Source organism: Streptomyces goshikiensis (assembly GCF_014650555.1).
GTDB classification, from domain to species: Bacteria; Actinomycetota; Actinomycetes; order Streptomycetales; family Streptomycetaceae; genus Streptomyces; species Streptomyces goshikiensis.
The window spans coordinates 569,341-594,622 of sequence record NZ_BMVE01000004.1 but is presented as its reverse complement, the minus strand read 5'-3'; the positions used below and the strand labels follow the sequence as shown (position 1 = coordinate 594,622).

25 protein-coding genes are annotated in these 25,282 nt (G+C 72.4%); 12 read left to right on the top strand and 13 right to left on the bottom strand.

The genetic code is table 11. From position 1 onward, the window contains the following. Positions 1-100 precede the first annotated feature (100 nt). Positions 101-1,225: a DUF5937 family protein gene (locus tag IE248_RS16045; protein ID WP_008742483.1), complete on the top strand. Its 1,125-nt coding sequence runs from the start codon at positions 101-103 to the stop codon at positions 1,223-1,225. Between the two features lie 194 nt (positions 1,226-1,419). Then, entirely contained in the window at positions 1,420-2,970 is a 1,551-nt protein-coding gene (locus IE248_RS16040) for a M28 family metallopeptidase (RefSeq protein ID WP_037794134.1), read from the top strand. Positions 2,971-3,041: 71 nt separating this feature from the next. On the opposite strand, the gene IE248_RS16035 is transcribed toward IE248_RS16040, so the two are convergent. Next, entirely contained in the window at positions 3,042-3,902 is an 861-nt protein-coding gene (locus IE248_RS16035) for a hypothetical protein (RefSeq protein WP_143196335.1), read from the bottom strand. Between the two features lie 191 nt (positions 3,903-4,093). On the opposite strand from IE248_RS16035, the gene IE248_RS16030 reads away from it, so the two are divergent. The 5 genes from IE248_RS16030 to IE248_RS16010 all read left to right on the top strand — a co-directional run bounded on the left by IE248_RS16030 (position 4,094) and on the right by IE248_RS16010 (position 11,021). After that, positions 4,094-5,344, top strand: a complete 1,251-nt coding sequence (locus IE248_RS16030) for a CapA family protein (RefSeq protein WP_086025419.1) — start codon at positions 4,094-4,096, stop codon at positions 5,342-5,344. A 184-nt stretch (positions 5,345-5,528) separates the two neighbouring features. Then, positions 5,529-7,814, top strand: a complete 2,286-nt coding sequence (locus tag IE248_RS16025; protein ID WP_190031047.1) for a HAMP domain-containing protein — start codon at positions 5,529-5,531, stop codon at positions 7,812-7,814. 6 nt (positions 7,815-7,820) lie between these two features. Continuing rightward, positions 7,821-9,410 carry a poly-gamma-glutamate synthase PgsB gene (gene pgsB / locus IE248_RS16020; protein WP_190031013.1) on the top strand — a complete coding sequence of 530 codons (1,590 nt, stop codon included), beginning with the start codon at positions 7,821-7,823 and terminating at the stop codon, positions 9,408-9,410. Next, positions 9,407-9,889: a poly-gamma-glutamate biosynthesis protein PgsC/CapC gene (locus IE248_RS16015; protein ID WP_008742489.1), complete on the top strand. Its 483-nt coding sequence runs from the start codon at positions 9,407-9,409 to the stop codon at positions 9,887-9,889. Before pgsB ends, IE248_RS16015 begins: the two co-directional genes overlap by 4 nt. Positions 9,890-9,941: 52 nt before the next feature. Further along, the gene (locus IE248_RS16010; RefSeq protein ID WP_190031012.1) at positions 9,942-11,021 is read left to right on the top strand and encodes an NlpC/P60 family protein; all 1,080 of its coding nucleotides are present in this window, start codon (positions 9,942-9,944) and stop codon (positions 11,019-11,021) included. Positions 11,022-11,030: 9 nt separating this feature from the next. Here the strand turns inward: IE248_RS16010 and IE248_RS16005 are convergent, their stop codons facing one another. Further along, the gene (locus IE248_RS16005; RefSeq protein WP_190031046.1) at positions 11,031-11,954 is read right to left on the bottom strand and encodes an SAM-dependent methyltransferase; all 924 of its coding nucleotides are present in this window, start codon (positions 11,952-11,954) and stop codon (positions 11,031-11,033) included. A gap of 155 nt (positions 11,955-12,109) precedes the next feature. Between IE248_RS16005 and IE248_RS16000 the strand changes: the two genes are divergently transcribed. Together IE248_RS16000 and IE248_RS15995 are read left to right on the top strand one after the other, a co-directional pair. Further along, the gene (locus tag IE248_RS16000; RefSeq protein WP_073797956.1) at positions 12,110-13,312 is read left to right on the top strand and encodes a sensor histidine kinase; all 1,203 of its coding nucleotides are present in this window, start codon (positions 12,110-12,112) and stop codon (positions 13,310-13,312) included. Between the two features lie 30 nt (positions 13,313-13,342). After that, positions 13,343-14,017, top strand: coding sequence for a response regulator transcription factor (locus IE248_RS15995; RefSeq protein ID WP_073797955.1), 675 nt, complete (start codon positions 13,343-13,345; stop codon positions 14,015-14,017). 9 nt (positions 14,018-14,026) lie between these two features. On the opposite strand, the gene IE248_RS15990 is transcribed toward IE248_RS15995, so the two are convergent. The 7 genes from IE248_RS15990 to IE248_RS15960 all read right to left on the bottom strand — a co-directional run bounded on the left by IE248_RS15990 (position 14,027) and on the right by IE248_RS15960 (position 19,762). Then, on the bottom strand, positions 14,027-14,440 hold the full coding sequence (locus tag IE248_RS15990) for a DnaJ family domain-containing protein (protein WP_008742494.1): 414 nt from the start codon (positions 14,438-14,440) through the stop codon (positions 14,027-14,029). Between the two features lie 76 nt (positions 14,441-14,516). After that, entirely contained in the window at positions 14,517-15,374 is an 858-nt protein-coding gene (locus IE248_RS15985) for a hypothetical protein (protein WP_229895342.1), read from the bottom strand. A gap of 179 nt (positions 15,375-15,553) precedes the next feature. Then, on the bottom strand, positions 15,554-16,198 hold the full coding sequence (locus tag IE248_RS15980; protein WP_308438150.1) for a hypothetical protein: 645 nt from the start codon (positions 16,196-16,198) through the stop codon (positions 15,554-15,556). Between the two features lie 25 nt (positions 16,199-16,223). Then, positions 16,224-17,054, bottom strand: a complete 831-nt coding sequence (locus IE248_RS15975) for a hypothetical protein (RefSeq protein WP_229895341.1) — start codon at positions 17,052-17,054, stop codon at positions 16,224-16,226. A 176-nt stretch (positions 17,055-17,230) separates the two neighbouring features. Continuing rightward, complete coding sequence (locus IE248_RS15970; RefSeq protein WP_190031010.1) at positions 17,231-17,887, bottom strand: hypothetical protein; 657 nt, start codon at positions 17,885-17,887, stop codon at positions 17,231-17,233. A 70-nt stretch (positions 17,888-17,957) separates the two neighbouring features. Next, the gene (locus IE248_RS15965) at positions 17,958-19,274 is read right to left on the bottom strand and encodes a PH domain-containing protein (protein WP_037794139.1); all 1,317 of its coding nucleotides are present in this window, start codon (positions 19,272-19,274) and stop codon (positions 17,958-17,960) included. Then, the gene (locus tag IE248_RS15960) at positions 19,271-19,762 is read right to left on the bottom strand and encodes a PH domain-containing protein (RefSeq protein WP_073797949.1); all 492 of its coding nucleotides are present in this window, start codon (positions 19,760-19,762) and stop codon (positions 19,271-19,273) included. The genes IE248_RS15965 and IE248_RS15960 overlap by 4 nt, the downstream gene beginning before the upstream one ends. Before the next feature lie 31 nt (positions 19,763-19,793). Between IE248_RS15960 and IE248_RS15955 the strand changes: the two genes are divergently transcribed. From IE248_RS15955 to IE248_RS15945, 3 genes are all read left to right on the top strand, one after another. Beyond that, positions 19,794-20,936: an NADH-quinone oxidoreductase subunit D gene (locus IE248_RS15955; protein WP_008742500.1), complete on the top strand. Its 1,143-nt coding sequence runs from the start codon at positions 19,794-19,796 to the stop codon at positions 20,934-20,936. A 41-nt stretch (positions 20,937-20,977) separates the two neighbouring features. After that, the gene (locus tag IE248_RS15950; RefSeq protein WP_073797948.1) at positions 20,978-21,187 is read left to right on the top strand and encodes a hypothetical protein; all 210 of its coding nucleotides are present in this window, start codon (positions 20,978-20,980) and stop codon (positions 21,185-21,187) included. 140 nt (positions 21,188-21,327) lie between these two features. Then, positions 21,328-21,648 (top strand): hypothetical protein, encoded by a 321-nt coding sequence (locus IE248_RS15945; protein WP_190031009.1) that lies wholly within the window; start codon positions 21,328-21,330, stop codon positions 21,646-21,648. Between the two features lie 7 nt (positions 21,649-21,655). Here IE248_RS15945 and IE248_RS15940 read toward each other — a convergent pair whose 3' ends face one another. From IE248_RS15940 to IE248_RS15925, 4 genes are all read right to left on the bottom strand, one after another. Next, positions 21,656-22,621: a hypothetical protein gene (locus tag IE248_RS15940; RefSeq protein ID WP_190031008.1), complete on the bottom strand. Its 966-nt coding sequence runs from the start codon at positions 22,619-22,621 to the stop codon at positions 21,656-21,658. A gap of 98 nt (positions 22,622-22,719) precedes the next feature. Beyond that, the gene (locus IE248_RS15935; RefSeq protein WP_190031007.1) at positions 22,720-23,709 is read right to left on the bottom strand and encodes an ABC transporter substrate-binding protein; all 990 of its coding nucleotides are present in this window, start codon (positions 23,707-23,709) and stop codon (positions 22,720-22,722) included. 60 nt (positions 23,710-23,769) lie between these two features. Next, positions 23,770-24,444: an ABC transporter permease gene (locus IE248_RS15930; RefSeq protein WP_008742505.1), complete on the bottom strand. Its 675-nt coding sequence runs from the start codon at positions 24,442-24,444 to the stop codon at positions 23,770-23,772. A 4-nt stretch (positions 24,445-24,448) separates the two neighbouring features. Then, the gene (locus IE248_RS15925; protein WP_190031006.1) at positions 24,449-25,243 is read right to left on the bottom strand and encodes an ABC transporter permease; all 795 of its coding nucleotides are present in this window, start codon (positions 25,241-25,243) and stop codon (positions 24,449-24,451) included. Between the last annotated feature and the right edge of the window lie 39 nt (positions 25,244-25,282).

Here is a 25,282-nt window from a genome sequence, read left to right as displayed (position 1 = left end):
ACCTTCCTCCTTCCAGCCTCGCCTGCGTTTGAGGCGAGGCTGGAGTTGCGCAGGTGGGGGCGGGAAGGACGCGCGGCCGGCGCAGCGGCAGAATGGGGCGATGAGCGTCACCATCGACATCGCCGGGCTCCCCGTCGAGCGGATCCGCTTCGCGCCGTCCCCGCTCTCAGAGCTCTGCATGACGCTGCACGCGCTCTCGCAGCCCGCCCATCACCCCCACCTCGCCTCCTGGGCCTCCGCCACCGCCGCCGGGCTGGACCCGAGCCTCGCGGACCGGCTGCTGGAGGGCGACTTCATGTGGCGGAGCTCCTTCTCCGACATCTTCATGGCCTTCGCCGGCATCCCCGGCGGCCCCGGGCTGCCCGCCGCGACGCTGGCCGAGGAGCTCGACGTACTCGACCGGATGGACGACGAGCGGTTCGTGATGGCCGCCCTGGAGCACTGCTGGCTCGCGCTCTACAACGAGGGCGGCGGCCCCTCCCCCCTCAAGAACCCGGCGGCCCGCGCCAAGGCGCTGGAGACCGCCGCCGCCCGCGGCCCCCGCCAGCTGGAGTTCTCGCTGCGGCTGCTGGACGACACCGCCGCCGTCCGCGTGTGGATGCGCCGGCTCCTGGAGGACTGCGAGGAGGCCTTCTTCGGCGAGACCTGGAAGCGGATCGGCCCCCAGCAGGCCGCCGACGCCCGCCACAAGGCGGAGGTGCTGCGCCGCAAGGGGCTGCCCGCCGCCCTCAAGGAGGTCTCCGCCGCGCTGAGCGTGGACGAGGCCGGAACGCTGATCACCGTCGACAAGATGGTCAACGGGTCCGCGACCGCCACCGATCCCCGGATCGGGACCGGGCTGGTCTTCGTACCGACCCATTTCGGCTGGCCGCACCTGCTCGTGCTGCACGCCCCCGGCTGGCGGCCGGTGGTCCACTACCCGCTGAACTCCCGCGAGCTGGCCGCCGAGCCCGCCTCCGTGGACACCGTGGTCCGCCGGATGGAGGCACTGGCCCATCCGATGCGGATGATGCTGTGCCGGAGCCTGGCCCGGGCCCCGTACACCACCAGTGAACTGGCCACCGTGCACGGGATAACCGCGCCGGAGGTGTCGCGGCACCTGGCCGTGCTGAAGCGGGCCGGACTGCTGCGCACCTGGCGCCAGGGCCGGTACGTCCAGCACCAGTTGGACCTGACCCTGGTCGCCCGGGTCGGCTCCGACTTCATAGAGGGCATCCTCCGCTAGCCGGGGCATGGCCTGAACCGAACGGCCGAATTCACCGATATCCGGAATTCACGAACCGGAAACAGTGAAAGCTCTGGCCAGAGTGGCGAGTTGCTGTTTAACGTGCCTCCACCACTCCCCCACGCAGTGCGCACGTCTCTTTCGCATGTCCGCATGTCCGCATGTCCGCCCGCACCTGCCGTGAAAGGACCTTCATGCCCTCTCGCCGTATAGCCGCCGTCGCCGCCCTGGCGGCCATGGCCCTCGCGTCGCCGCTGCTGCTCGCCGGACCCGCCGGAGCCACCGGCCCGCAGAGCGACGCCGCCCTGGGTGACGCCCTCGCCAAGAAGCTGGTCAAGGAGGCGACCGGCAAGGGCGCCAACAACCACCTGAAGGTCTTCCAGTCCCTCGCGGACTACAACAAGGGCACCCGCGTGGCCGGTTCGAAGGGCCACGTGCAGTCCGCGCAGTACGTCGAGTCCGTGCTGAAGGCGGCCGGCTACAAGGTCACGCGGAACGAGTTCGACTTCGTCTACGTGGAGACGGTCGCCGAGAAGCTGACGGTCAACGGCGCGGCCGGGCGGGACGTCCCGGTCAACCTGATGACGTACACCAAGAGCGGCCCGGAGGAGGGCGTGACGGCGCAGGTGGCCGTCGCCCCGGTCGACGCGGACGGGACGAACGGCTGCGAGCCCGGCGACTTCGCGGCCGGCGCCTTCACGGGCAAGATCGCGCTGGTCAAGCGCGGCGGCTGCACCTTCGCGGTGAAGCAGCAGAACGCGGCGGCGGCCGGCGCGGTCGGCGCGATCATCTACAACAACACCGCGGGCTCCCTGAACGGCACCCTGGGCGCCCCGGACGCGGGCAAGGTCCCGACGGGCGGCGTCTCCCAGGCCGACGGCGAGAAGCTCGCCGCCGAGGCCGCGGCGGGCCCGGTGGAGGTCACCCTCGACATCCGCGAGTTCCGGGAGAACCGCAAGACGTTCAACGTCATCGCGGAGACGAAGGGCGGCGACGAGAACAACACCGTCTTCCTCGGCGCGCACCTCGACTCGGTCGCGGCGGGCCCCGGCATCAACGACAACGGCTCCGGCTCGGCCGGCATCCTCCAGGTCGCGCAGCGCCTCGCGAGCAGCCAGACGAAGATCAAGAACAAGGTCAAGTTCGCCTGGTGGTCGGCGGAGGAGTTCGGCCTGCTCGGCTCCGAGGCGTACGTCGGCGGGCTGACGGACGCCCAGAAGAAGCAGATCAAGCTCTACCTGAACTTCGACATGATCGCCTCGCCGAACGCCGCGTACTTCGTCTACGACGGCGACGACTCCGACCACGTCGGCTCGGGCCCCGGCCCGGAGGGCTCGGCGCAGCTGGAGAAGGGCATCACCGACTTCCTCGACGCGCAGAAGATCCCGCACGAGGGCTCGGACTTCACCGGCCGCTCGGACTACGGCCCGTTCATCGAGGCGGGCATCCCGTCCGGTGGTACGGACACGGGCGCCGAGGGCATCAAGACGCCGGCGCAGGCCGCGAAGTTCGGCGGCACGGCGGGCATCGCCTACGACGTGAACTACCACGGCGCCGGTGACGACATCAACAACATCGACCAGAAGGCGCTCGACATCAACGTCGACGTCATCGCGAACGCGGTCGGCCACTACGCCTACGACCTGGCCCCGCTGGCGCAGCCGGTGACCTCCGCGCCGACCGGCGGTTCCGCCGGCAGCGGCGGCGGTCTGCGCGAGGGCCACGACCACGAGGCCGCCGAGTAACCGAAGGCCACCTGGCACCGGGAAGGGGCCGGCGTCCCGTGACGGGTCGCCGGCCCCTTCCCCGTGCCCGGCTACGGCAGCGACTGTGACTGCGACTGCGCCTTGGACCAGCCCGTCGTGACGACCGTGATCGCCTCGGCGGCCCCCGTCATGCGGCGGGGGCTGGCCCGGACGGAGCGGCTGAGCTCCACATGCAGGAAGCGCGTGTCCTGTTCGGCGGCCAGCCGGCCCTGCTTGTTGGTCTGGCCCGACAGCTTGCAGTGGTTCGTCCACGCCCGGCACACCTTGACGTTCCGGTCGCGCAGCTTCCCGGCGAGGAGTCCGGCGTCCTTGACGGCCGTCTCGCCCGCGCCGGTGGAGACGACCGAGTCGGTGCCGGGGATGGAGTCGTCCGCGAAGCCGTGCAGCTGGATGCCGGGCAGGCCCCGGCGGGTGAGTTCGGCGATCACGGAGTGGAACACCGAGTCGGTGCGGTGCGCCATGTCGGCCGCGTCACCGGCGCCCGGATCCTCGGACCCCTCGTCGACCGAGTCCTCGCCCGCCTTGCGGTGGGCTCCCGCGAGCACCATGACACCGCCCGGGGCGCCGCGCAGCACCTTGACCCCGAGCCGCTCCGTGTCCCGGTCGGCGACGGGGTGCGGGACCTGTACCGACCAGCGGGGCGGCGTACCGAGTTCCATGTAGACGCGCCCCCAGCCCCGGTTGGCCGAGCCGCGGCGGGCGGCCGCGTCGGAGACCTCGGCGAACCGGCGACCGCTGGCCTTGTCGGTGAAGGTGTCGAGGGCGTAGTCCAGCTCGGCGAGGCGGGTGCGCGCGTCTTCGGCGTTCCCGTCGAAAAGGGGCGAAACGGCGTCAACCAGGGCCGTCCGCTCGGCCGGACCGGGTGGGCGGTAGCCGCCCGTCGTTCCGAATTCCGACGTGAATCGGGTCACGCGCTGCAAAAGATCATCTTCCTCCGCAGCGGGCGGAACTGAAGATTCCGATTCCGGGGTCTTTACGGACGAATCCCCGGAACCCGGGGTGACGTATGCCACGGCTGCGAGGATCGCCGCACCGATCGCAGCCGCAATCGTTACGGTCCTTGTGAAATTCGGCCTCATCGTTGACAGAAAATAGCCCAGTGATGACCAGTCCCACCCGCCCGGCGTCCACCCGCACCCGCTTCCCCGCACTGCTGGCCCTCCCGCTGGGCCTCGCGCTCGCGGCGTGCGGCCCGTTCGGCGACCCGAAAGCGGCATCGGACGCGGAGGGCAAGGCGGGCGGCGCGGGCCGCTCGTTCACCGTGGCCGCGGCGGGCGACATCCTCATCCACCCCCAGCTGACCGACCAGGCCGCCCGGGACGCCAAGGCGGCCGGGCACAAGGGCTACGACTTCGACCGGATCATGGCCGGGGTCAAGCCGGTCATCAGCAAGGCGGACCTCGGCATCTGCCACATGGAACCCGTACTCGGCCAGCCGAACGGCCCGTTCCAGACCTACCCCAACTTCCTGGTGCCGCCCCAGATAGCCAAGACGATCAAGAACGTCGGCTACGACACCTGCTCGACGGCCTCCAACCACACCCTCGACCACGGCGAGGACGGGGTCCGCAACACCCTGGACACCCTGGACCGCGAAGGCCTGAAGCACACCGGCTCCGCCCGCAACCAGGCCGAGGCCGACAAGCCGCTGATCCTGGACGTGAAGGGCGTGAAGGTCGCCCAGATCTCCTTCGCCTTCGGCTTCAACGGGCGCGAGGTCCCCGCCGACAAGCCCTGGCTGGCCAACCTCACCAGCTTCCGGGCCATCGCCGACGCCGAGAAGAAGGCCCGCGCTGCCGGCGCCGAAGTGGTGATCCTCTCCATCCACTGGGGCCGCGAGCACCAGCCCAACCCGAGCAACCCGCAGCTGGACCTGGCCCGCCGGATCGCCAAGGAGACCGGGATCAACCTGGTCATCGGCCACCACGCGCACGTGGTCCAGCCGATGGAGAAGGTGGACGGCACCTGGGTCGCGTACGGACTCGGCAACCAGCTCGCCCGCCACGACGTGCCCACCGGTCTGACCGAGGAGGGCGCCATCGGGTGGTTCGACTTCACGGAGAAGAACGGCACCTGGGACGTCCGGGCCCGGTTCGTGCCCACCTTCACCGACATCCCGCCGGACCCCGGGGCCACCGCGGGCACCGCCGGCACGGAGACGCCCGGCACGGGCTCCCAGCCGGTCCGCGACCACCGCCTGGTCAACGTCGCCGAGGCCCTGCGCGACGACAAGAACCTGCTGCCCGAGCAGAAGGCCCGCTACCGGCTGGCCTTCGAGCGCACCCAGGGCACCATGCTCAACCGCGGCGCCGCGAAGGACGGACTGCGGCCCTTGCAGGACCTGCCCGACTGACACCGGCGAGCGCGCGCGTCCGCCCGTACGGCGGCCCGTACGCCGCCCGTACGCCCCTGCGCACCGCAGCGCGCCGCCCCTCGGCCCCCCATCTTCCCGCCCACCCCCCGCCTCCAGGAGAGGAGCCCCCGCTGTGGCCGCATCGCGCACGTCGCGGCGGCGCAAGGCCCGCCGCAGGGCCGACATGTCACTGCTCGGCGGGATCAGACCGCCGATCACCGTGCTGTCGGTACTGCTGCTGGCCCTCGCCGGGTTCACGGCCCTGAGCCTGGGCAGCGTCCGCGAGGACAAGCTGCCCGCGGCCGTGCTCACCTCGCAGCAGCACTTCGCCGAGGACGGTGCGATCGCGCTGCGCGCCTCGCTCGACGAGAGCGTCACCGACCTCGACCGGGTCGCCGCCCTGTTCTCGGCCGGGAAGCCCGTCGCCCCGGACGCCGTCCTCGACCGCATCGGCAGCGTCTACCAGAAGTGGCGCGGCACGGCCGTCGTCGAGATCGCCTCGGGCCGGCTGCTCGCCGCCCGCGGCGAGAACCTCCCGCTGACCGCCGTCGACCGCACCAAACTGGCCGGCGAGGGCGGCCTGGCCCCGCGCATGGTCAAGCTGGCCAACGGCGAGACCCGACTGCTCACACTCTCCCTGCTGTCCTGGAAGGACCAGCCGCAGCAGTTGCTGGTCGCCTCCAGCAGCCTGCGCTTCCCCGGCATCAGCCTCGGCAACTTCCGGTCCATCGCCGTGGTCGGCCCGGACGGCGACGTGCTCAGCAACGACGGCATCCCCGAGCCCGAGATGGTGCTCACCGACCTCCAGCGCGACGACGTCAAACGCGACACCAAGCAGCTCAAGTCCTTCGCGAAGACCGCCGCCAAGCGGGCCAGGGCGAACCCCCTGACCGCGAAGGAACCCGGCTCGGGCGGCTTCCTCGGCGTCAGCGGCAGCCTGATGGGCGGCGAGTTCGGCGGCGACCGCGCCGCCGCCGGCTACGCGCGCCTCGCCGGCCCCGAAGCGGGGGTCGGCACCGAGGCCACCAGCCTTCAGCTGACCGTCGTCGCGATGGTCAACGTCGCGCAGAGCGCCGGGCGCACCTCCGACGCCTTCGCCGGGCTGGTCCTGGCCGGCGCCCTGCTGCTGGTCGGCGCCCTCGTCATCGCCGTGCTGATCGGCACCGTGCAGCGCCCGCTGATCACCCTGTTCCTGGACAGCCGCCGGCTCACCCGCGGCGACCTGGCCCGGCCCGTCACCGTCCCCCGGGGCGGCGAGGCCGCCCGGATCGGGACCGCGCTGGAACGGCTGCGCCACCAGCTCCTGGAGGGGACGGACGAGGCGGACGGCGCGGACGGCGACACGGCCGGCTCCGGCTCCGGGCGCCGCGGCGGGCCGCTGCGGCGCACGGGCGCCCGTACGCTCGTCGCCGTGTGCGCCGTGCTGCTGCTGGCGTGGTGCGTCCCGCTGGGCCTGCTCGTCAACCGCGCCGGGGACGACGTCGTCGTACCGCAGCAGCTGGTCAGCGACCAGCGCGAGCGCACCGACACCCTCAACGACCGGATCCGGCGCGCCCTCAACGAGGGCCACGCCGACCTGCTGTCCGTGGCCTCCCTGATGGGCGAGGACACCGACTCCGCGCACATGCGCACCCTCCTGGACCGCACGCTCCAGGAGCACCTGCGCTACCAGTCCCTGTACGTCCTCGACCGCTCCGGGAAGGTCCTCGCCCAGGCGGGCGGCGGCCCCCAGGCCATCGAGGGCAAGGGCCCCCGCGAGGAACCGATCACCGTGCACTCCGGCGGCAAGGAGCCCGTCGTCGTCGGCACCGCCGAGATACCCGGCCGCGACGGCACCGCGGTGGTCGGCGAGTTCCGCATCGACTTCCTCAACTCCCTGCTGCGCCGGCCCGGCCTCGGCGAGATCCGGGTCGTCGACTCCAAGCACCGGATCATCGCCTCCAACAGCGGGTACCGGGCCTTCCAGAAGCTGGGCGACGACCGGCTCGACGCCCTCGTCGAGGGCTCCTCCCTGAAGGTCGGCATGTCCCCCCGGCCCGGCAGCGTCCTCTACCGCAGCGGCGGCGACCACGTCATCGCGGCCGCGGCCCCGTTCGTCGGCGGCGGCGCCGCGAAGGAGATGGACTGGACGGTCGTCAGCTGGCAGTCCGTCAAGGGGCTGGCCATCCACGAGTACAGCCTGCAGAACCGCACCGTCCTCGCCGGACTGCTCGGGCTCGCGGTCGGCGCCGCCAGCCTCGGCTGGCTCTGGATCGTCGTGATCGGCCCGCTCCGCGAGCTCGCCCGGCGCGCCGAGTCCCTCGCCGACGGCGACCGGCGCACCGTGCTCTACCCGCGCAACCACGACGAGGTGGGGGCCGTGACCCGCAGCCTGGAGATCATCCGCCAGCAGCTCCAGCAGCGACAGCAGCAGCGCAAGCAGGCCGGAGCGGGCGGGAAGCCGTCCTCCGCCCCGGCCGGAAGGAACTGATCCGCCGTGCTCTTCCTCTACTGCGTCCTGCTCGTCTGCTGCCTGGTCATGCTGATCGCCGGCATCCTGGAACAGCGGCGGCACTTCGCCAACCTCGACCACATACCCCACCGGGTCCTGGTCAACGGCATCCGCGGCAAGAGCTCCATCACCCGGCTGTGCGCGGGCGCCCTGCGCGGCGGCGGTCTGACGACGGTCGCGAAGACCACGGGCACGGCGGCCCGGTTCATCCACCCGGACGCCACCGAGGAGCCCGTCTACCGCAAGTTCGGCATCGCCAACGTCGTCGAGCAGATCGGCATCGTGCGGCGCGCCGCCGCCTACCGGCCGCACGCGCTGGTCATGGAGTGCATGGCGGTCATGCCGGCGCTCCAGGAGATCAACCAGTCCAAGCTGATCCAGTCGACGATCGGCGTGCTGTGCAACGTCCGTGAGGACCACGTCGCCGAGATGGGCCCGACCCTGGACGACATCGCGCGGTCCCTGTCGCGCTCGATGCCGCACGACGGCATCTGCGTGACCGCCGAGAAGGAACGGTTCGACGTCCTCCAGGAGGAGGCCGACGCGCGCAACTGCCGGCTCGTCTACGCCGATCCCGACACGGTCAGCGACGAGGAGCTGCGCGGCTTCAGCTGGTTCACCTTCAAGGAGAACGTGGCCATCGCGCTCACCGTCGCCGAACTGCTCGGCGTGGACCGCGAGACCGCCCTCCAGGGCATGTACGACGCCCCGCCGGACCCGGGCGTGCTGTCGGTCGAGCGGTACCTGGCCCCGGGCGGGAAGCGGCTGCGCTTCGCGAACGTCTTCGCGGCGAACGACCCCGAGTCGACGCTGATGAACATCAACCAGCTGCTCGACCTCGGGGCGGTGGACCGCCCGCTCAACGTGGTGATCAACTGCCGGCCCGACCGCGTCGAGCGCAACGGCCAGATGGGCTCGATCATCCCCGAGCTGCGGCCCGACCGGGTGTTCGTGATCGGGCACCCGGCGCGCAGCGCCATCGACGCGATCCCGGCCGAGTGGCGCGACCGCGCGGTGGACCTGGGCGGCGACCACCGCGACGGCGAGGAGTTCGTGCACGAGCTGCTCGGGCACCTGGACGCGAGCAGCTCGCTCGTGGCCATCGGCAACATCCACGGGCAGGGCGAGGTCCTGCTGGAGCACCTCGCGGAGCTCCCGGCGGACGAGACGGACGAGGCGGACGGCCCCGCCGCCGCAGCGCCGGCCGCGCCGGACCCGTACGCGGGCGCCCCGTACGAGAACGACCCGTACCAGGACGCGGCGTACGCGGACGCGGGGTACGAGGGCGGCGGCGGGTACGAGAACGCCGGGTACGAGAGCGCCCCGTACCAGAACGCCGCCCCGCAGGCCGGTGACCCGTACGCCGCCGGGCCGTACGCGGATCCCTACGCGCAGGTCCCGTACCCGGCCGGGCTGTACCAGGACGGCTCCCACCCGGACGGGCCCTCCCCGCAGGGGGCCGTCGGCATCGAGGCCGCGACGCCCGTACCGGCCTGGCCGCAACCGCAACCGCAGGTCCGTCCGTTCCCGGGGCAGGGGCACCAGCACCGGCAGAACCCAGGAGAACCCCGTTGATCCCCGCCGTCCTCACCCCCGAGATCGCCGCGATCGGCATCGCACTGGGCCTGATGTTCTCGCTCGTCTGCTACCTCACGACCAACCTCTCCCCCGGCGGCATGATCACCCCCGGCTGGCTGGCGCTGACGCTGCTGGAGGACCTCCAGCGCGCCGCCCTGGTCGTCGGCGTGACCGTGCTGACGTACGTGCTGACGCTGCTCCTCCAGCGGTTCGTGATCCTCTACGGCAAGCGCCTCTTCGCCGCCGTCGTCCTGCTCGGCGTGCTGCTCCAGGCCACCGTGGTGATCGTGCTCCAGGTGGAGTTCCCGCTCCTCTACACGAACCAGACCCTCGGCTTCATCGTGCCCGGCCTGATCGCCTACCAGCTGGTCCGCCAGCCCAAGGGCGCCACCCTCATGGCCACCGGCAGCGCCACGCTCATGACCTACGTCGTCCTGACCGCCGGCATCCTGCTCGGCGTCATGCCGGCCGCCTGACCGCACCCGCGCCCCTGCCCGTACCCCCTTCCACCGCCTCGGAGCATCCCGAATGACCGCCAAGTCGAAGAGCCGCCTCCGCCCCGTGCTGAACACGGTCACCGTGCTCTCCCTGCTGGGCGGCAGCGCGTACCTCACGTACGCCCTACGCGCGGAGGAGCAGGCCAAGGCGCCCGCCGTCCAGATGGTCGACGACAAGAACATCGCGGCGGGCCTGAAGGCGGGCGAGGCGGGCGCCCAGAAGTGGGAACGCCTCAAGGGCCCCGACCGGTCGGTGATGCGCGACGGCACCGGCCAGGTACTGGCCACCTTCACCGACGGCGCCCGCACGGCCACCCTCACCGGGCCCAGCCGCACCTTCACCGAGCCCGCCAACACCAAGACCCGGGTCGTGACCGAGAACTGGGTCCGGCTGATGCCCGAGGCGTGGAAGGAGGGCGCGGAGAACGAGCAGTGGTTCAAGGAGTGGTTCAAGAAGTACTTCGGGAGCCAGGAGGACGACGTCTTCGCGATGGCCTTCCAGTACGGCGACCAGGCCCCGGTGAAGAAGGACGCCCAGGGCGTCGCGTACGCGGGTGACGCCTCCTTCGGCCCCATCAACCCCAACGGCTCCGAGGGCAACGACCTGCGCCTGGAGCAGTCGGACTTCTACGACTACCTCGGCACCCCGTACACCTTCCGCAACGGCACGAAGAAGGCGGCCCAGAGCGCCCGCTACCGGTCGATGGACTGCTCGGGCTTCGTCCGCACCGTCTTCGGCTACCGGGCGCGCTACCCCCTGCTGCCCGACGACAAGCCCGGCGCCGGGCTGCCGCGCACCGCGAACGGGATGGCCCGCTCCTCCCTGGGCGCGGACGTGCTGGCGCTCAAGGGCGTCACCCCTGAGGACCGGCCCACCGCGATCGACGTGATCCAGCCGGGCGACCTGCTGTTCTTCAAGCTCGACGCCCGCACCAAGGACCGTCTGGACCACACCGGCATCTACCTCGGCACCGACACCGACGGCCACAAGATCTTCATCTCCAGCCGGGAAGAGGCCAACGGGCCGACCATCGGCGACAAGGGCGGCACCTCGCGGCTCGACGGCAACGGCTACTACGCGACGACGCTGCGCAGCGCCAAGCGGCTGTAGCCGCCCGCGCTACGGCCGCCAGGCCGGGATGCCGACCGGCTGCACCAGCCAGCCGAAGTCGCCGAGCCCGCCCCGCGCCGTCAGCTCGGCCGCCTCGCCCGCGCCCGCCAGGGCCCGGACGTACGCCGCCGGGTCCGTCCGGGCCAGGGCCAGCGGGGGCCGGCCGCCGCTGACGCCGAGGGCGGTGAGCGCCTCGCGCTGGCTCAGCAGCACCGCGCCCGGCCCGGCGCAGGCGTCCAGGGCCACGTGGGCGGTGACGTCGCAGCTCCCGTCCGGGACCGGCGGGACCTCCCGGCCCGCCCGGAAGCCGGTGAGCGTGCCGAACGGGGGCCGGGCCGCGCGGGTGTGGGCGTAGTCCACGGCCACGGCGAGCCCCCGCTCCAGGCACGCCACGGCCGAGGCCCAGGCCTCGTCGCGCGGGCGGCCGATCTCCGCGCGGCCCGGGTCCGGCCACCACCGCTCCAGCCAGGCCAGGTCCTCGCCTTCGAGGGCGCCGCCGCCGCTCTCCGAACCGTCGGGCGCGACCAGGACGTAACGGCCGTCCTCGGCGATCTCCAGCGGTACGTTGTCGAGCCACTCGTTCGCGAACAGCAGTCCCGTCACCCCGCGGGGCGGCTCCGCGACCCACCGGATCCGCGGATCCAGCCCCTGCGGCGCCGCCGCGCGCTCCACGGCGTACGGGCGCACCCGGGCCGCCGTCCCCGACTCCAGCGCGGCCAGCACCCCGGCCAGCAGTTCGCCCCGCCCGGCCCCCACGTCGACGAGGTCCAGCCGGTCCGGGTGCCCGAGCCGCTCGTCGACCCAGCCCAGCAGCCGGGCCACGGCCCCCGCGTACAGGGCCGAGGCGTGCACCGAGGTGCGGAAGTGCCCCGCCGGGCCGGGGCCGCCGGGGCGCACGTAGAAGCCGCCGGGGCCGTACAGCGCGGCCTCCATCGCCGCCCGCCACCGGAGCGGACCTCGGGTTTCGTCCTGGATGCTCACCCACCAAAGGCTAAGCTCGGCCTCCACCTTGCGGAGTACTCCCCCGGGGGCAGGTTCGCCCCTGTGGTTGACTCCAGCACCTATTTCCTTTGCCTACTCTGGGTTACGTGCAGCGCCTTTACGACTTCCTCCGCAGACACCCGACGGGCGTCGACAGCTTCTGGGCTGTCCTCCTGTCCGGGATCGCGCTGCTGCAGGTCGCCGACAGCAGCTTCGGCGGCACCCGCGCGCAGTTGATCGCCGTACCCGCGGTCGTGGCGATGGGCGTCGTCGTCGCCCTGCGCCGCAAGTGGACCCCGCAGATGTTCTGGCTCGCCGTCGGCGCCGGCGTCTACCAGCTCGTGACCCACTCCGAGGCGAACACCTCCAACCTGGCCATGCTGGTCATCCTGTTCACGGTGGCGGCCTCGTCCGAGGTCTCGCGGCGGCTGTCCCGGCTGGCGCTCGCCATCGGGCTGACGGCCTCCCCGCTGTACGCGGTGCGCTTCACCGTGGACAAGGGCAGCCTCGCCGACAACGTGGGCTTCGTGCTGTTCGCCTGCGTCCCCTTCGCCCTCGCCTGGGTGACGGGCGACTCGCTGCGCACCCGCCGGGCCTACTACGCCCAGCTCGTCGAGCGGAACCAGCGCCTGGAGAAGGAGCGCGAGGCCCAGGCCAAGGTGGCCGTTGCCGCCGAGCGCGCCCGGATCGCCCGCGAGCTGCACGACGTCGTCGCGCACAACGTCTCGGTGATGGTGGTCCAGGCCGACGGCGCCGCGTACGTCATGGACGTGGCCCCGGAGCAGGCCAAGGAGGCCCTCCAGACCATCTCCGGCACGGGGCGCCAGGCGCTCGCCGAGATGCGGCGGCTGCTGGGCGTCCTGCGCACCGGAGAACCCCAGGAGTCCGAGGACTACGTGCCGCAGCCCGATGTCGAGCAGATCGAGGTCCTGGTCGAGCAGGTCCGGGCGGCCGGGCTCGACGTGGACTTCGAGGTCGAGGGCGCCCCGCGGCGGCTGCCCAGCGGCGTGGAGCTGACGGCGTACCGCATCGTGCAGGAGGCGCTGACGAACACCCGCAAGCACGGGGGGCCCGAGGCGAAGGCCAGCGTCCGGCTGGTCTACTTCGACGACGGGCTCGGCCTGCTCGTCGAGGACGACGGCCGCGGCTCGCCGCACGAGCTGTACGAGGACGGCGGCGTGGACGGCGCCGGGCACGGACTGATCGGGATGCGGGAGCGCATCGGCATGGTCGGCGGCACCCTGGACGCGGGCCCGCGGCCCGGCGGCGGCTTCCGCATCAGCGCACTGCTCCCGCTCAAAAAAAGATGATGATGACGAGTACGAGGACGAGGTAACAGGATGTCCATCCGAGTGATGCTGGTCGACGACCAGGTGCTCCTGCGCACCGGCTTCCGGATGGTGCTCGCCGCCCAGCCGGACATGGAGGTCGTCGCCGAGGCCGGCGACGGCCTGGAGGCACTGGAGGTGCTGCGGGCCACCAAGGTGGACGTGGTGCTGATGGACGTCCGCATGCCCAAGCTGGACGGGGTCGAGGCGACCCGGCGCATCTGCGAGCCCGAAGAGCACCCCAAGGTGATCATCCTGACCACCTTCGACCTGGACGAGTACGCGTTCTCGGGCCTGAAGGCGGGCGCGAGCGGGTTCATGCTGAAGGACGTCCCGCCGGCGGAGCTGCTGGCCGCGATCCGCTCGGTGCACAGCGGCGACGCGGTGGTCGCCCCGTCGACGACCCGGCGGCTGCTGGACCGCTTCGCCCCGATGCTGCCGACGACCACCTCCGAGCCGCAGAACAAGGAGATCGAGCGGCTGACGGAGCGCGAGCGCGAGGTCATGCTCCTCGTCGCCCAGGGCCTCTCGAACGGCGAGATCGCGGCCCGCCTGGTCCTGTCGGAAGCCACGGTCAAGACCCACGTGGGCCGCATCCTGACGAAGCTGGGCCTGCGCGACCGCGTCCAGGTGGTGGTCCTGGCCTACGAAACGGGCCTGGTCCGCGCCGGCGGCGGCGCCGGCTGACCCGCCCGGCTACGCGCCCTCGCGGCCGCCCCGGCCCTCCCTCCACACCACCAGCTCGGCCTCGACGTCGTACTCGGTGAGCCCCAGCGGCGGCCCGGGCGGCGGCATGCGCAGCGCCGCGCGGATCTTCTCGTTGACCGCGGTCAGCACCTCCCGCGCGGCGCGCTCGGTGCGCGCCGCCCGGGCGGCCTCCAGCGCGTCCTCGGCCTCCTTGCGGAGCGCGAGCGCGGGCGGCAGCACCGCGAACCCCTCGCGGTGCAGCTTGTCCTTGACCCACCACATCTCGTCGTACGGGGTGTCGAGCGAGGCCAGCGGCTTCCCCCACCCCGGCAGGTTCTCGAACTCCCCGCGCTCGGCGGCCTCCCGGATCTGCCGGTCCACCCAGGACTCGACACTGACCCCAGCCGGTTTCCGCTCGGTCACGACGCCTCCTCACCAGCCACCCCACTCCCTCCGAGCCTAGCCCCGGACCCCAACGTTCCGGCCCCGGCCGAAGGGATCAGGCCGGTCCGGAGGCACGGAGATGGCTCAGTATGGTCTCCGGTGCCTCCCAGGCACCCGCTTCGGCCGTCGCCTTCACATCGGCCCGCCCGGCCACGGGATCTCCGGGGTTCCCGCCGAGCTCGACGAGCGCGGCGGTGGGAGACAGACCCCGGTCGTACGCCTCCCGCAGCCGGTCGAGCCAGACCAGGCCGGCCCGGTATCCGTCGAGGTCGGCCGCCTCACACGGCTCGAAACTGGCGGCGCCCCCGGCATCCGAGGCCCACAGGTATCCCAGTACCTCCGTGGATCCGAGAACCGGGACGCACCGCACGCGCCCGGAGGCCCGCCGCCCGTACCCGGCCGTGAACCTCGGGGTCTGGCTGAAGATGCGGTTCCGGTAGGGGATCTCGAAGCTTCCCCACACATCGGACGCGGAGCCGTCGTCCTGGTAGTGGTTCTCGACACCCGATTCCGTCGGAAAGCCGAACCAGGTGGCGGCCTCGGGATCGATCTCCACGTCGAGCTCCCCGGCGATCTCCGCGAGAGCCGAGGCCAAGCGGGGCCGGTTCGCCTCGAACAGGGCCTCCTGCGCACGTCCCCGCAGATCGAACGGCATCCAGGCATCGCAGAACGTCGTCAGCCCCACGTGGAAGTACTCCTCGCACACCATCGTGGTGAGTGCGAAGGGCCCCTCCACCGCCTCGGCGCCGCCGGTCCCCGTCTCCACGACGCCGTCGCAGACGGCGTACAGATCCACGCCGCCCACCTCGCCGGGCACGAGGCCGTCCTCGATCCGCGCCACCAGCGCCTCGGCGCCGACGGGGAATTCGGCGCGGAGCAGAGCGCTCCGGGTGCCCGCCCCGGAGACCACCACGGCGACGCGCCCACCGTGCGGCGACGCCAGCCCGTACCGGTCGAGAACCCTCAGCGCCAGGAAGAACCGGCGGACCGCCTCACGGACCAGGTCGGTCTCACGGCCGGTCTCTCCCCACGACCATCACGCGACGGGTGTGCTGGCGATCAAGGCCGTCCTCCTTCGGTGGCTTCGGCTTTTCACATCAGGTCGGTGAGGTCGGGGCCGCGGCCGTCGAGGAGTTCCGCGTCCTCAAGCCCGTAGGCCTTCGGCATGCCGAAGTACGTGGGTTCCCCGGGCTCGGCCTCGACCCCCAGCACCGCGTCGAGTTCCCGCAGGGCGGCCGCGAGGCGGGGTGCGTTACGGGCGTACACGGCGGGGTGCGGGTTGCCGCGGAAGTCGCAGGTGGCCCAGACATCGTGGTGCACCGACAACTCGGCCGAAGGCCCGATGGAGTCCGGCGACACCCGGAGCTCGACCAGGCGTCCCTCGCTGCGAGCGGTTCCCCCGGCGTCGAACCACGTCCCCGATCCGACGACCACGAACCCCGTCATCTCCGCGCGGGGGTGGCCCACCGGCCGGCAGCCACGGATCTCGTCCGCCAGCTCCTCGTCTCCCAGGGACCTGCTCAGGAGGCTCAGCCCGCTGTCGATGCCCAGCCCGCCCTTGCCGACCTCGAACCAGCTCCACTCCAGGGCCTGCGGATCGAGGAGACCGTGCGCGGACAGCACGTCGGACATCCGCGCCGCCGTCGTGAGCGCCGACTCAAGCCCGGGCTCGGTCGCGTCGTCGAGATCCCAGAACCACGAACCGCTCTCCCTCGGCGCACGCATCAGAAGCGACACGGCTCCTCCTTACTCCTTGGCGTCCTCAGAACCTTCCCGACAGTTCCTCCAATGCGTCCAGCGAAGCCGCCTCACTGGCCGTGGATTCGACGGCCGAAGCCTCCGGGCCGTCCTCCCGGTCACCGAGCAGCTCTTCCAGCGCCTCCGGCGCCCCGAAGCCCCTCGCCCGCAGGGAACGGAGCCTCAGCAACCACGGCACACCGGCCGCGAAGGCCGCGTCACCCGCCGCGTTGCGGGGCTCGTACCCGGCTGCCGCATCACCGACGGACGCCCAGAGGAAGCCCAGAACGCGCCCTCCGCGCCGTACGCGTGCGTAGCGGACGGGATTTTCCGTACTGCTCTCGTAGTCCTGGCCCTCGGCGCTTCCCGGGACCAGGGCCATGAGTCGCTTCCAGCGGCCGGGAACCTCGAAGGTGCCCCACGAGTCGTCGTACTCCGCCCCCTCCGCCAGCAGGTCGCCGAAGCCCTCCGCGGTGGGCCGGGCGTGCCGGGTCGGGTCACCCGGGTCGGTCTCCGAACCCGTCAGCTCGGAGATCTGCTTCAGGGCGGTGGCCAGGCGCGGCGCGTTCTCCGCGGCCACCTCCGGTTGCGGGCGCTCCCTGAGGTCCAGCGTCAGCCAGGCGTCCGCGTAGGTGGCCAGCGCCAGCAGCACCGCGCCCTCGCCCCATACGTCGACCCGTACGGTGAACAGCTTCTCCGCCCGGCGTCCGGCGCCGGATTCCGTCCACTCCCCGGGCAGCTTCAGACTCAGCGTCAGCAGCCGGTCCGGCAACAGCGGAAGGGCGGCGGCCCCCGGGCCGAAGCCGTCACCGGCTTCGACCGGGACGTCGTGGAGTTCGTACAGGGGCCTGGCCATCGCGCGCCGGTCGCTGAGTACGACCGAACCCGTTCCCGCACCCGTGACCAGGCCGAGGGAGGCCAGAGTGTTCCTGACGTCAGTCAGCAGACCGAAAGCCCGCGTAATGCGGCTCTCGGCGGCACCGGACACGGGGGTCGGTTCCCAGAACCATTCACCCACGGGCTCCGATGTGATCACTCCTCAGTTTCCCACGGCAGAGCGACCGGACGTCGGCGCCAATACCAGGGCCCGGACGCGAAGCCCTCGGATCCGCCTTCGAGCGCTTCCGCGAGCGCCCGGCCGCCGTCGTCCGCGGTGCCTTCCCGGAAGGCGGCGTCAAGGGACTCCACGACGGCCTCCGCCTGCGCCCGTTCATCCGCGGGCAGCGCCTCCACGGCCGCGGCCAGCCGATCACGGTTCTCCAGGTCCTCCCACTTTTCCACCACTGCCCGGGGGAACACCGCAAGAGCGGTCTGCGTCGCCGTCACGAGGCAGCCCTCTCCTTCCCCCTCCAGGAATTCCACCCGCGCGAAGGTCGTCCCGCCCTGCGGAGTCACCACCTTGCGGATCGAGGGCATCGTTCCCCAGGAAATGAGCACCACCGTGTCCAGCCCACGCGCCAGAGCCCTCGTCAGTTCCTCCTCTGACGGTTGCGGGACCACTTCCTTGGCGCCGTACACGCTCAGGTTGCAGGCGAGGTCACCACTCAAGTACTCGTAGTCGCAGGTGACCGACGCATCCCCCTTGCGGTTTTCCATCTCGCTATCCAGGGAGACGTCCACGGACCGCAAAGGAACACCGAACGCCGCGGCAAGCACGCGAGCAATACCTTCCGGCTCCGGCTTCTCCACGGTGAAGCATCCGTACATCACGAGCAGCGCCCCCTTTGGTTCCACCGGCTCGGTTTTCGGCCGGGGCGGGTCAGGTCATCCAGCGGTCCGGGCGGGAGGTGGCGCGGGAGGTGCGGGAGCGGGTGGACTGGGTGTGGAGGAGGGTGGTGGCTTCGGGGGTCGGGCGCAGGCGGGCCGTGACCGTGCCGTTCGCGCCCGTGTCGACGGATACGTCGGCCACGCCGCGGGCGCGCTGCCAGGGGCCCTGGGTCAGCCGGACGCTTTGCACCTTGGCGTGCGGAACGATCTCCGTGCGCCGGCACAGCCGGCCGTGCCGGGCCGCGAACACCTCGTCCGAGACGGCCAGGGCGTAGCCCTTCCACCACACCGGGACCACCCAGCGCGATCCGGCCCGGGGCGAGGGGCTGAACTCCAGCGCCGCCAGGTCCGCGCCCGGCAGTACCCGGGTGATCACGGCCTGGGCGGCGGCCCGCGAGGCCACCGGGACCAGGACCTCGTTCTTCGAGCCCGCCACCGCGAGCTCCACCCGGACCAGGCCGCGGCGGCGCCACAGCAGCGGCTCCACCAGCTTCACGGTCTGGACCCGGCCCGGCGGGACCGTCTCGTGCGCCCGGTCCAGCAGCCCGTGGTCCAGCCGCAGCCCGTCGGGGGACTCCGCGACGGTCCAGTCGTACTCGGCGAGGAACCGCCCGGCCGTACCCGCCCAGACGCCGCCGAGGATCGGCAGCAGGGTGACGGCCGCCGCCCAGGGGTTCGCGCTGAGCCACCACACCACGACCGGCGCGACGAGGCCGCCGGCCAGCGCCGCCCACACCGAGAGGGTGAGCAGCAGCGAGAGCGCCAGGTCCCGGGGGCCGACCCGGAGCAGCTCGCGCTCGGGGGCCTCGCCGACCGCGACGGCCTCGGCCGGGGCGAAGCCGGCCGCCCGGGCGAGCAGCTCGGCGCGCAGCGCCACCGCGTCCCGCTCGTCGAGGAAGGCCAGCTCGTCCTTGTCCTCGGTGCCGATCACGTCGAGCCGCAGTTTCGCGACCCCGGCCAGCCGGGCCAGCAGCGGGCGGGTCACGTCCACCGCCTGGATCCGGTCGAGCCGGATGTGCGCGGTGCGGCGGAACAGCAGCCCGGTGCGGATCCGCAGCTCGGAGTCGGTGACCGCGTAGTGGGTGAACCACCAGCTCAGGAACCCGTACGTGCCGAACACCACGACCAGGGCGGCCATGGCCAGCGCCTGCAGGAGGTGCGACAGCCCGCTCGCCCACTCGGCGACCCGGTCGCCCTGCTGGGCGACGACGCCGACGGTCGCGGCGATCGGCACCCACGCCCGCCGCAGCGGGGTCAGGACGTGCAGCCGCCGCTCGCCCGCGACGACCGGCGGCTCCTCGACGCTCACAGCCCGGCCGACCTTGCCTCGCCGAGCTCCGTCAGCCGGTCCCGCAGCCGCTCCGCCTCGGCCGGCACCAGCCCCGGGATCTTCGCGTCGGTGGCGGCGGCCGCCGTGTGCAGCTGTACGGAGGCCAGCCCGAAGCGCCGCTCCAGCGGGCCGGACGTCACCTCGACCAGCTGCATCCGCCCGTACGGGACGACGGTCTGCTCCTGCCACAGCACACCCCGGCTGATCAGCAGGTCGTCGGCGCGCTCGGCGTACTTCCAGGAGCGCCAGTTGCGCCCGAGCAGCACCCACCCCCAGGCGAGGACCGCGAGCCAGAGCGCCCCGAACGCCGCCCAGCCGGGCCCGGCCGTCAGCCCGAGGACGAGCGCCGTCCCGAGGGTGAGGAGCGTCGTCCAGATCACCAGCAGCAGCCGCCGCAGCCTGAGCAGCCCGCCGGGCAGGCCCACCCACTGGGCGCGCCCCGTCCATCCGTTCGTGCCCGTTTCCATGCCCCCAGCGTAGGGCTGAGACAATGCGCGCATGACGGAGACCACGGTCGGCATCGGCGGTGCGGCGGAGAGCACCGACATGGTGCTCAACATCGGACCGCAGCACCCTTCCACGCACGGCGTGCTGCGCCTGCGGCTCGTCCTGGACGGCGAGCGGATCGTCAGCGCCGAGCCGGTGGTCGGCTACATGCACCGGGGCGCCGAGAAGCTCTTCGAGGCCCGCGACTACCGCCAGATCGTGATGCTCGCGAACCGCCACGACTGGCTGTCCGCGTTCTCCAACGAGCTGGGCGTGGTCATGGCCGTCGAGCGGATGCTGGGGATGGAGGTCCCCGAGCGCGCGGTGTGGATGCGTACGCTCCTGGCCGAGCTGAACCGGGTGCTGAACCACCTGATGTTCCTCGGCTCGTACCCCCTCGAACTGGGCGGGATCACCCCGATCTTCCACGCGTTCCGTGAGCGCGAGGAGCTCCAGGCCGTCATGGAGGAGATCTCCGGCGGCCGGATGCACTACATGTTCAACCGGGTCGGCGGCCTCAAGGAGGACCTCCCGGCGGGCTGGCTCGGCCGGGCGCGCGCCGCGGTCGCCGACGTCCGCACCCGGATGGACGTGTACGACAAGCTGGTCCACGGGAACGAGATCTTCCGGGGCCGTACCCGCGGGGTGGGCGTGCTGTCCGCCGAGGCGGTGCACGCGTACGGGGTCTCCGGGCCGATCGCCCGTGCCTCCGGCGTCGACTTCGACCTGCGCCGCGACGAGCCGTACCTGGCGTACGGGGAGCTCCAGGACGTCCTGAAGGTGGTCACCCGTACCGAGGGCGACTGCCTGGCCCGCTTCGAATGCCTGCTGGAGCAGACGCACAACGCGCTGGACCTGGCCGTGGCCTGCCTGGACCGGATGGCGGACCTGCCGCCGGGGCCGGTCAACCAGCGTCTGCCGAAGGTGCTGAAGGCGCCCGAGGGGGCCACGTACGCGTGGACCGAGAACCCCCTCGGCATCAACGGCTACTACCTCGTCTCCAAGGGCGAGAAGACCCCGTACCGGCTGAAGCTGCGCTCGGCCTCCTTCAACAACATCCAGGCGCTGGCGGTGCTGTTGCCCGGGCAGCTGGTCGCGGACATGGTGGCGATCCTGGGCTCGCTGTTCTTCGTCGTCGGCGACATCGACAAGTAGCGCCCGCTGTCGCTGTCGGTGCGACAGGGCAGACTGGGGGCATGTCCCACTCCCCCCGACGGGCCTGCCCCTCCTGCGGCCGCGACTGCGCCGTGACCGCCGGCCGGATCGCCCGCCACGACCCGCCGGGCGGCCGCCGCGAACTGGTCTCCTGCCCCGGCTCCCGGGCGCGCGTGGTCCTCGGCGCGAGCGCGCCGACCCTGGACGGCTTCGTCCTGCCCGCCCTGCCGGGCCAGCTGCCGCTGTTCTGAGGCCGCGCCCCGCCGCGGCCGCCTTGCCGGGGCCGCCTCGCCGGGGCCGCCTCGCCGGGGCCGCGCGGTGAGTACGCGGGCGGGCGCGGCTGAGTAGCCGCGCGGATGCCCGGACGGCCGGGGCGGGCGAGGATCGCCGCATGTCCTGGAACCACTCCACCCCACAGCCCCGCGCACCCCGGTCGGGGACCCGCGTCTGCGCGGTGGTCTGCGCCGTGCTGCTCCTGCCCGCCCTGGTCCTCGCGAAGATCGCGGTCCTGAGCACGGAGACGGGCTCGCGGTGCCTGGTCTACGGCGGCTGTACGCCGTTCCCGGGGGTCGCGTTCTGGGCGCTGCTCGGCGTCGCGCTGGCGGCCATGGTGGCGGCCCTGGCCGCCCCGGAGGTCGCGGCCAGGCCCGCGCTCGCCGTTCAGATCCTGCTGGAGACGATGGCGGCGGGCCTGGTCCTCGCGTACCCCTGAGCCCCGCCTACGAGATCGCGGTGCGCAGCCGCACCACGTCGATCGGCTCGGTCTCGTCGTGGGCCGTCAGGTCGATGACCTGGCCCACCGCGCGCTGCTCCGGCGTCGCCCGCTTGAACTCCGGCTCGGCCGGGCCGCCCTGGGCGGACTCCGCCTTGTGGACCGCGAGCACCTCGGCGCCCACCACGTCGGCCAGGTCCTCGTTCTGCACGGCCTCGATCACGGCGCGGGCCTGCTCCGCGTTCTTGGTGCCGAAGAAGTCGAAGCCGCCCTCGACGCGCGAGGCCGTCCGGCGCGGAGGCGAGTACGGGGCCATCGTCGCGGCCGGGCGGCGGGCCGGCACCGCGGCGGCCGCCGGGCGGGAGTGCGTCACCTCCGCCTTGCGGACCAGCGCCGACATGGCCACGTTGGCCCGGGCGTAGCCGACGGCGGTCGGCGCGCCGGCCGAGGTGCGCTCCTCGGTGACCGGCGCGAGCTCCCTCGGCCCGGACCCGGAACCGGAACCGGACGGGGCCGCGGAGGCCTCGATGGCCAGCAGCCGGCGCCGCTCCAGGGCGCTCGCCCGCTCGGTCTCGGCGGTCGCGTACCGGCGCAGCAGCGCGGCGTGCTCCCCGCGCAGAGCGGCGAGCTCGACCCGCTTGGCGCGCAGCTTGGTGTCGAGCCTGGCGCGCATCACCCGGGCCTCTTCGAGGTCGGACTCCAGCTCGGCTATGCGTTCTTCGGTCTTCCACTCGTCCTTGACGCGCTCGCGGGCCAGCTCCGCCACCCGGCGGCCGGCCGCGCGGTCCCAGGACCGCATGACGAAGGCGCCGGCCACGCCCGCGGCCGCCGTGAGGGCCACGAGGATGCGCAACGGGAGGGGTTCCGCCGGCAGCCAGGCCGCGGCGGCACCGGCGACGGAGACACCGGCGACGGTCGTCGGCGTGAGCAGCCGGTGCAGGGGTTCGGGATTGCGGTGGCGTCCACGGGGCATGGCCTGAAATTTACAGGGCGTGGGCGGGGTGTGGGGTAGCCGCCCGGCAATCTCTTGCCGGGCAGTTACCCGTCATTTCCGCACCAACCGCGCCACCGCTACTTCTTGATGAGTCCCTTGGACGCCAGATAGGCCTTCGCGACGTCCGCGGGCTTCGCGCGCTCCGCGTCGACCTTGCGGTTGAGGTCGGCGAGATCGGCCGTCGTGAGCACCTTGGTCAGCTTGTCCAGGGCGGCCGCGACCTCCGGGGCGCCCGCGTCCTTGGCGTTGACCACCGGCAGGACGTTGTCGGCGTTCTGGAGCTTCTTGTCGTCCTCCAGCAGGACCAGGCCGAAGCTGTCGAGGGTGGCGTCCGTGGTCGTGGTCAGCACCAGCTGGTCCGCGCCGTCCTTGACCGCCTGCTTCGCCTGGGGGGTGCCGACGCCCTTGGGGTCGATGCCGGAGACGTCGATCCCGTACGCCTTCTTCAACCCGGGGGCGCAGAAGGGCCGTACGGCGCACTCGTCGCCCGCCGCGATCTTCACCTTCAGGCCGGACTTGCCGAGGTCGGACAGGGTCTTCAGGTTGTTCTTCGCAGCGAAGTCCTTGCTGACCGCGAAGGCGTTCTGGTCGACGGCCGCGCCCACCGGCAGGGCCTTCAGGCCGAGCGGGGCGGCGAGCTTCTCCAGCGCCGCCACCGTCGCCGCCGGGTCGCTGGAGGCGACCGGCTTCTCCTCGGGGGCCTTCGGGCCGTTCACCTTGGCGTTGAGGAATTCCGCGAGGGTGGCCGCGTACTCCGGGACGACGTCGATCTCGCCCTTCTCCAGCGAGGGTTCGTACAGCTCGCGGTTGCTGACGGTGGTGATCGAGGTGCCGTATCCGGCGTCCCCGAGCAGCTGCGCGTAGAGCTCCGCCAGCACGTTGGACTCGGTGAAGCCGGCCGCGCCGATCACCAGCTTGCCCTTGGCGCCGCCGGAGGCCCCGGCGGACGAGGAGGTCGAGCCGCCGTCCTTGGACTTCTCCAGGCTGTCGCCGCCGCACGCGGTCAGCGAAGCCGTCAGGGCCACCGCACCCAGTGCCGCGCCGAGGACACGCGTGGACTTGCTCATGGTCACTCCAGATTCAAGGGACGGAAAGGGACGAAAACGGATGGAGAGGGAGGAGAGAGCTCAGCGGTCCGCCGGCGCCGGGCGCCGCGGCAGCAGCCGGTCCGCCGCCACCAGCGCGCCCTCCACCACCAGGGCCAGCAGCGCCACCAGCAGCGCGCCCGCGAAGACCTGCGCCGTGTTGTACGTGTTGAACCCGGCGGTGATGATCCGGCCCAGGCCGCCCTGGCCGACCATCGCCGCGATCGTGGCCGTGGCGATGACCTGGACGGCCGCCGAGCGCACGCCCGTCATCACCAGGGCGCGCGCGAGCGGCAGCTCCACCCGCAGGAACAGCTGGCCGCCCGACATGCCCATGCCCCGGGCGGCCTCGACCACGGAGCGGTCCACCTCCCGCATGCCCACGTACGCGTTGGTCAGCAGGGGCGGCAGGGCGAACAGGACCAGCGCGACGATCGTCGGTACGTTGCCCCAGCCGCGCAGCGGGGAGACCATGAACAGCGCCAGCACCGCGAAGACGGGGATCGCCCGGCCCACGTTGGAGATGTTCACCGCGAGGGCGCCGCCCTTGCCGAGGTGCCCGAGCCACAGACCGACGGGCAGCGCGAGCGCGCAGGCGATCGCCAGGGCCACGCCGCTCACGTAGACGTGCTCGGCGAGCCGGTGCCAGACGCCGTTCTCCCCGGCCCAGTTGGCTCCGTCGGCCAGCCAGTCCCAGGCCCCGCTCAGTACGTCCATGCCCTCAAGCCCCCTTGCCGGACGCGCCGGACGCGCCGGACGCGCCGGACGCGACCGCCGCCCCGGCCCGCGCCGGGTCCGCAGCCCTGTCCGCAGCCCGGCCCGCCACCCGGCCCGCGCGCCGCGGCGCGCGCGTCGCCCGCGTCCACGGGGTGAGCAGCCGCTCCACGCCGAGCAGCAGCAGGTCCGCGGCCAGCGCGAGCAGCACGCACAGCACCGAGGCGGTGAGCACCTGGGCCTTGAAGGAACTGCTCACGGCGGGGGCGATCAGGTTCCCCAGGCCGCCCTTGCCGACGATGGAGCCGATGGTGGTCAGCGCGATCGTGGAGACGGTGGCGATCCGGATCCCGGCGAGCACCGAGGGCAGCGCCAGCGGCATCTCCACCTGCCACAGCAGCCGCCGGGGCCCGTACCCCATGCCGCGCGCGGCCTCCCGTACGTCCTCGGGGACCGCCTCCAGGCCGGCCAGCACATTGCGGACCAGGATGGTCAGCGAGTAGAGCACCAGCCCGGTCACCACCAGCGACGCCGACAGGCCGAACAGCGGCAGCAGCAGCGAGAACATGGCGAGCGAGGGAATCGTGTAGAGCAGGGTGGTCAGGCCCAGCACGGGGGCCGCCCAGCGGCGGCCGCGGCGGGCCAGCAGCGCGAGCGGGACCGCCACGATCAGGCCGATCAGCACCGATATGCCCGTGATCCAGACATGCTCGACGGTGGCGTCGGTGAGTTCCCGGGAGCGGGAGGTGACGTACTCCCAGCAGATCCAGTCGTTCGCCACCAGGCAGCTTTGCCCCGCCATGCCCCTCACCCCCTGTCACCGAACATACGTCTGCACGAA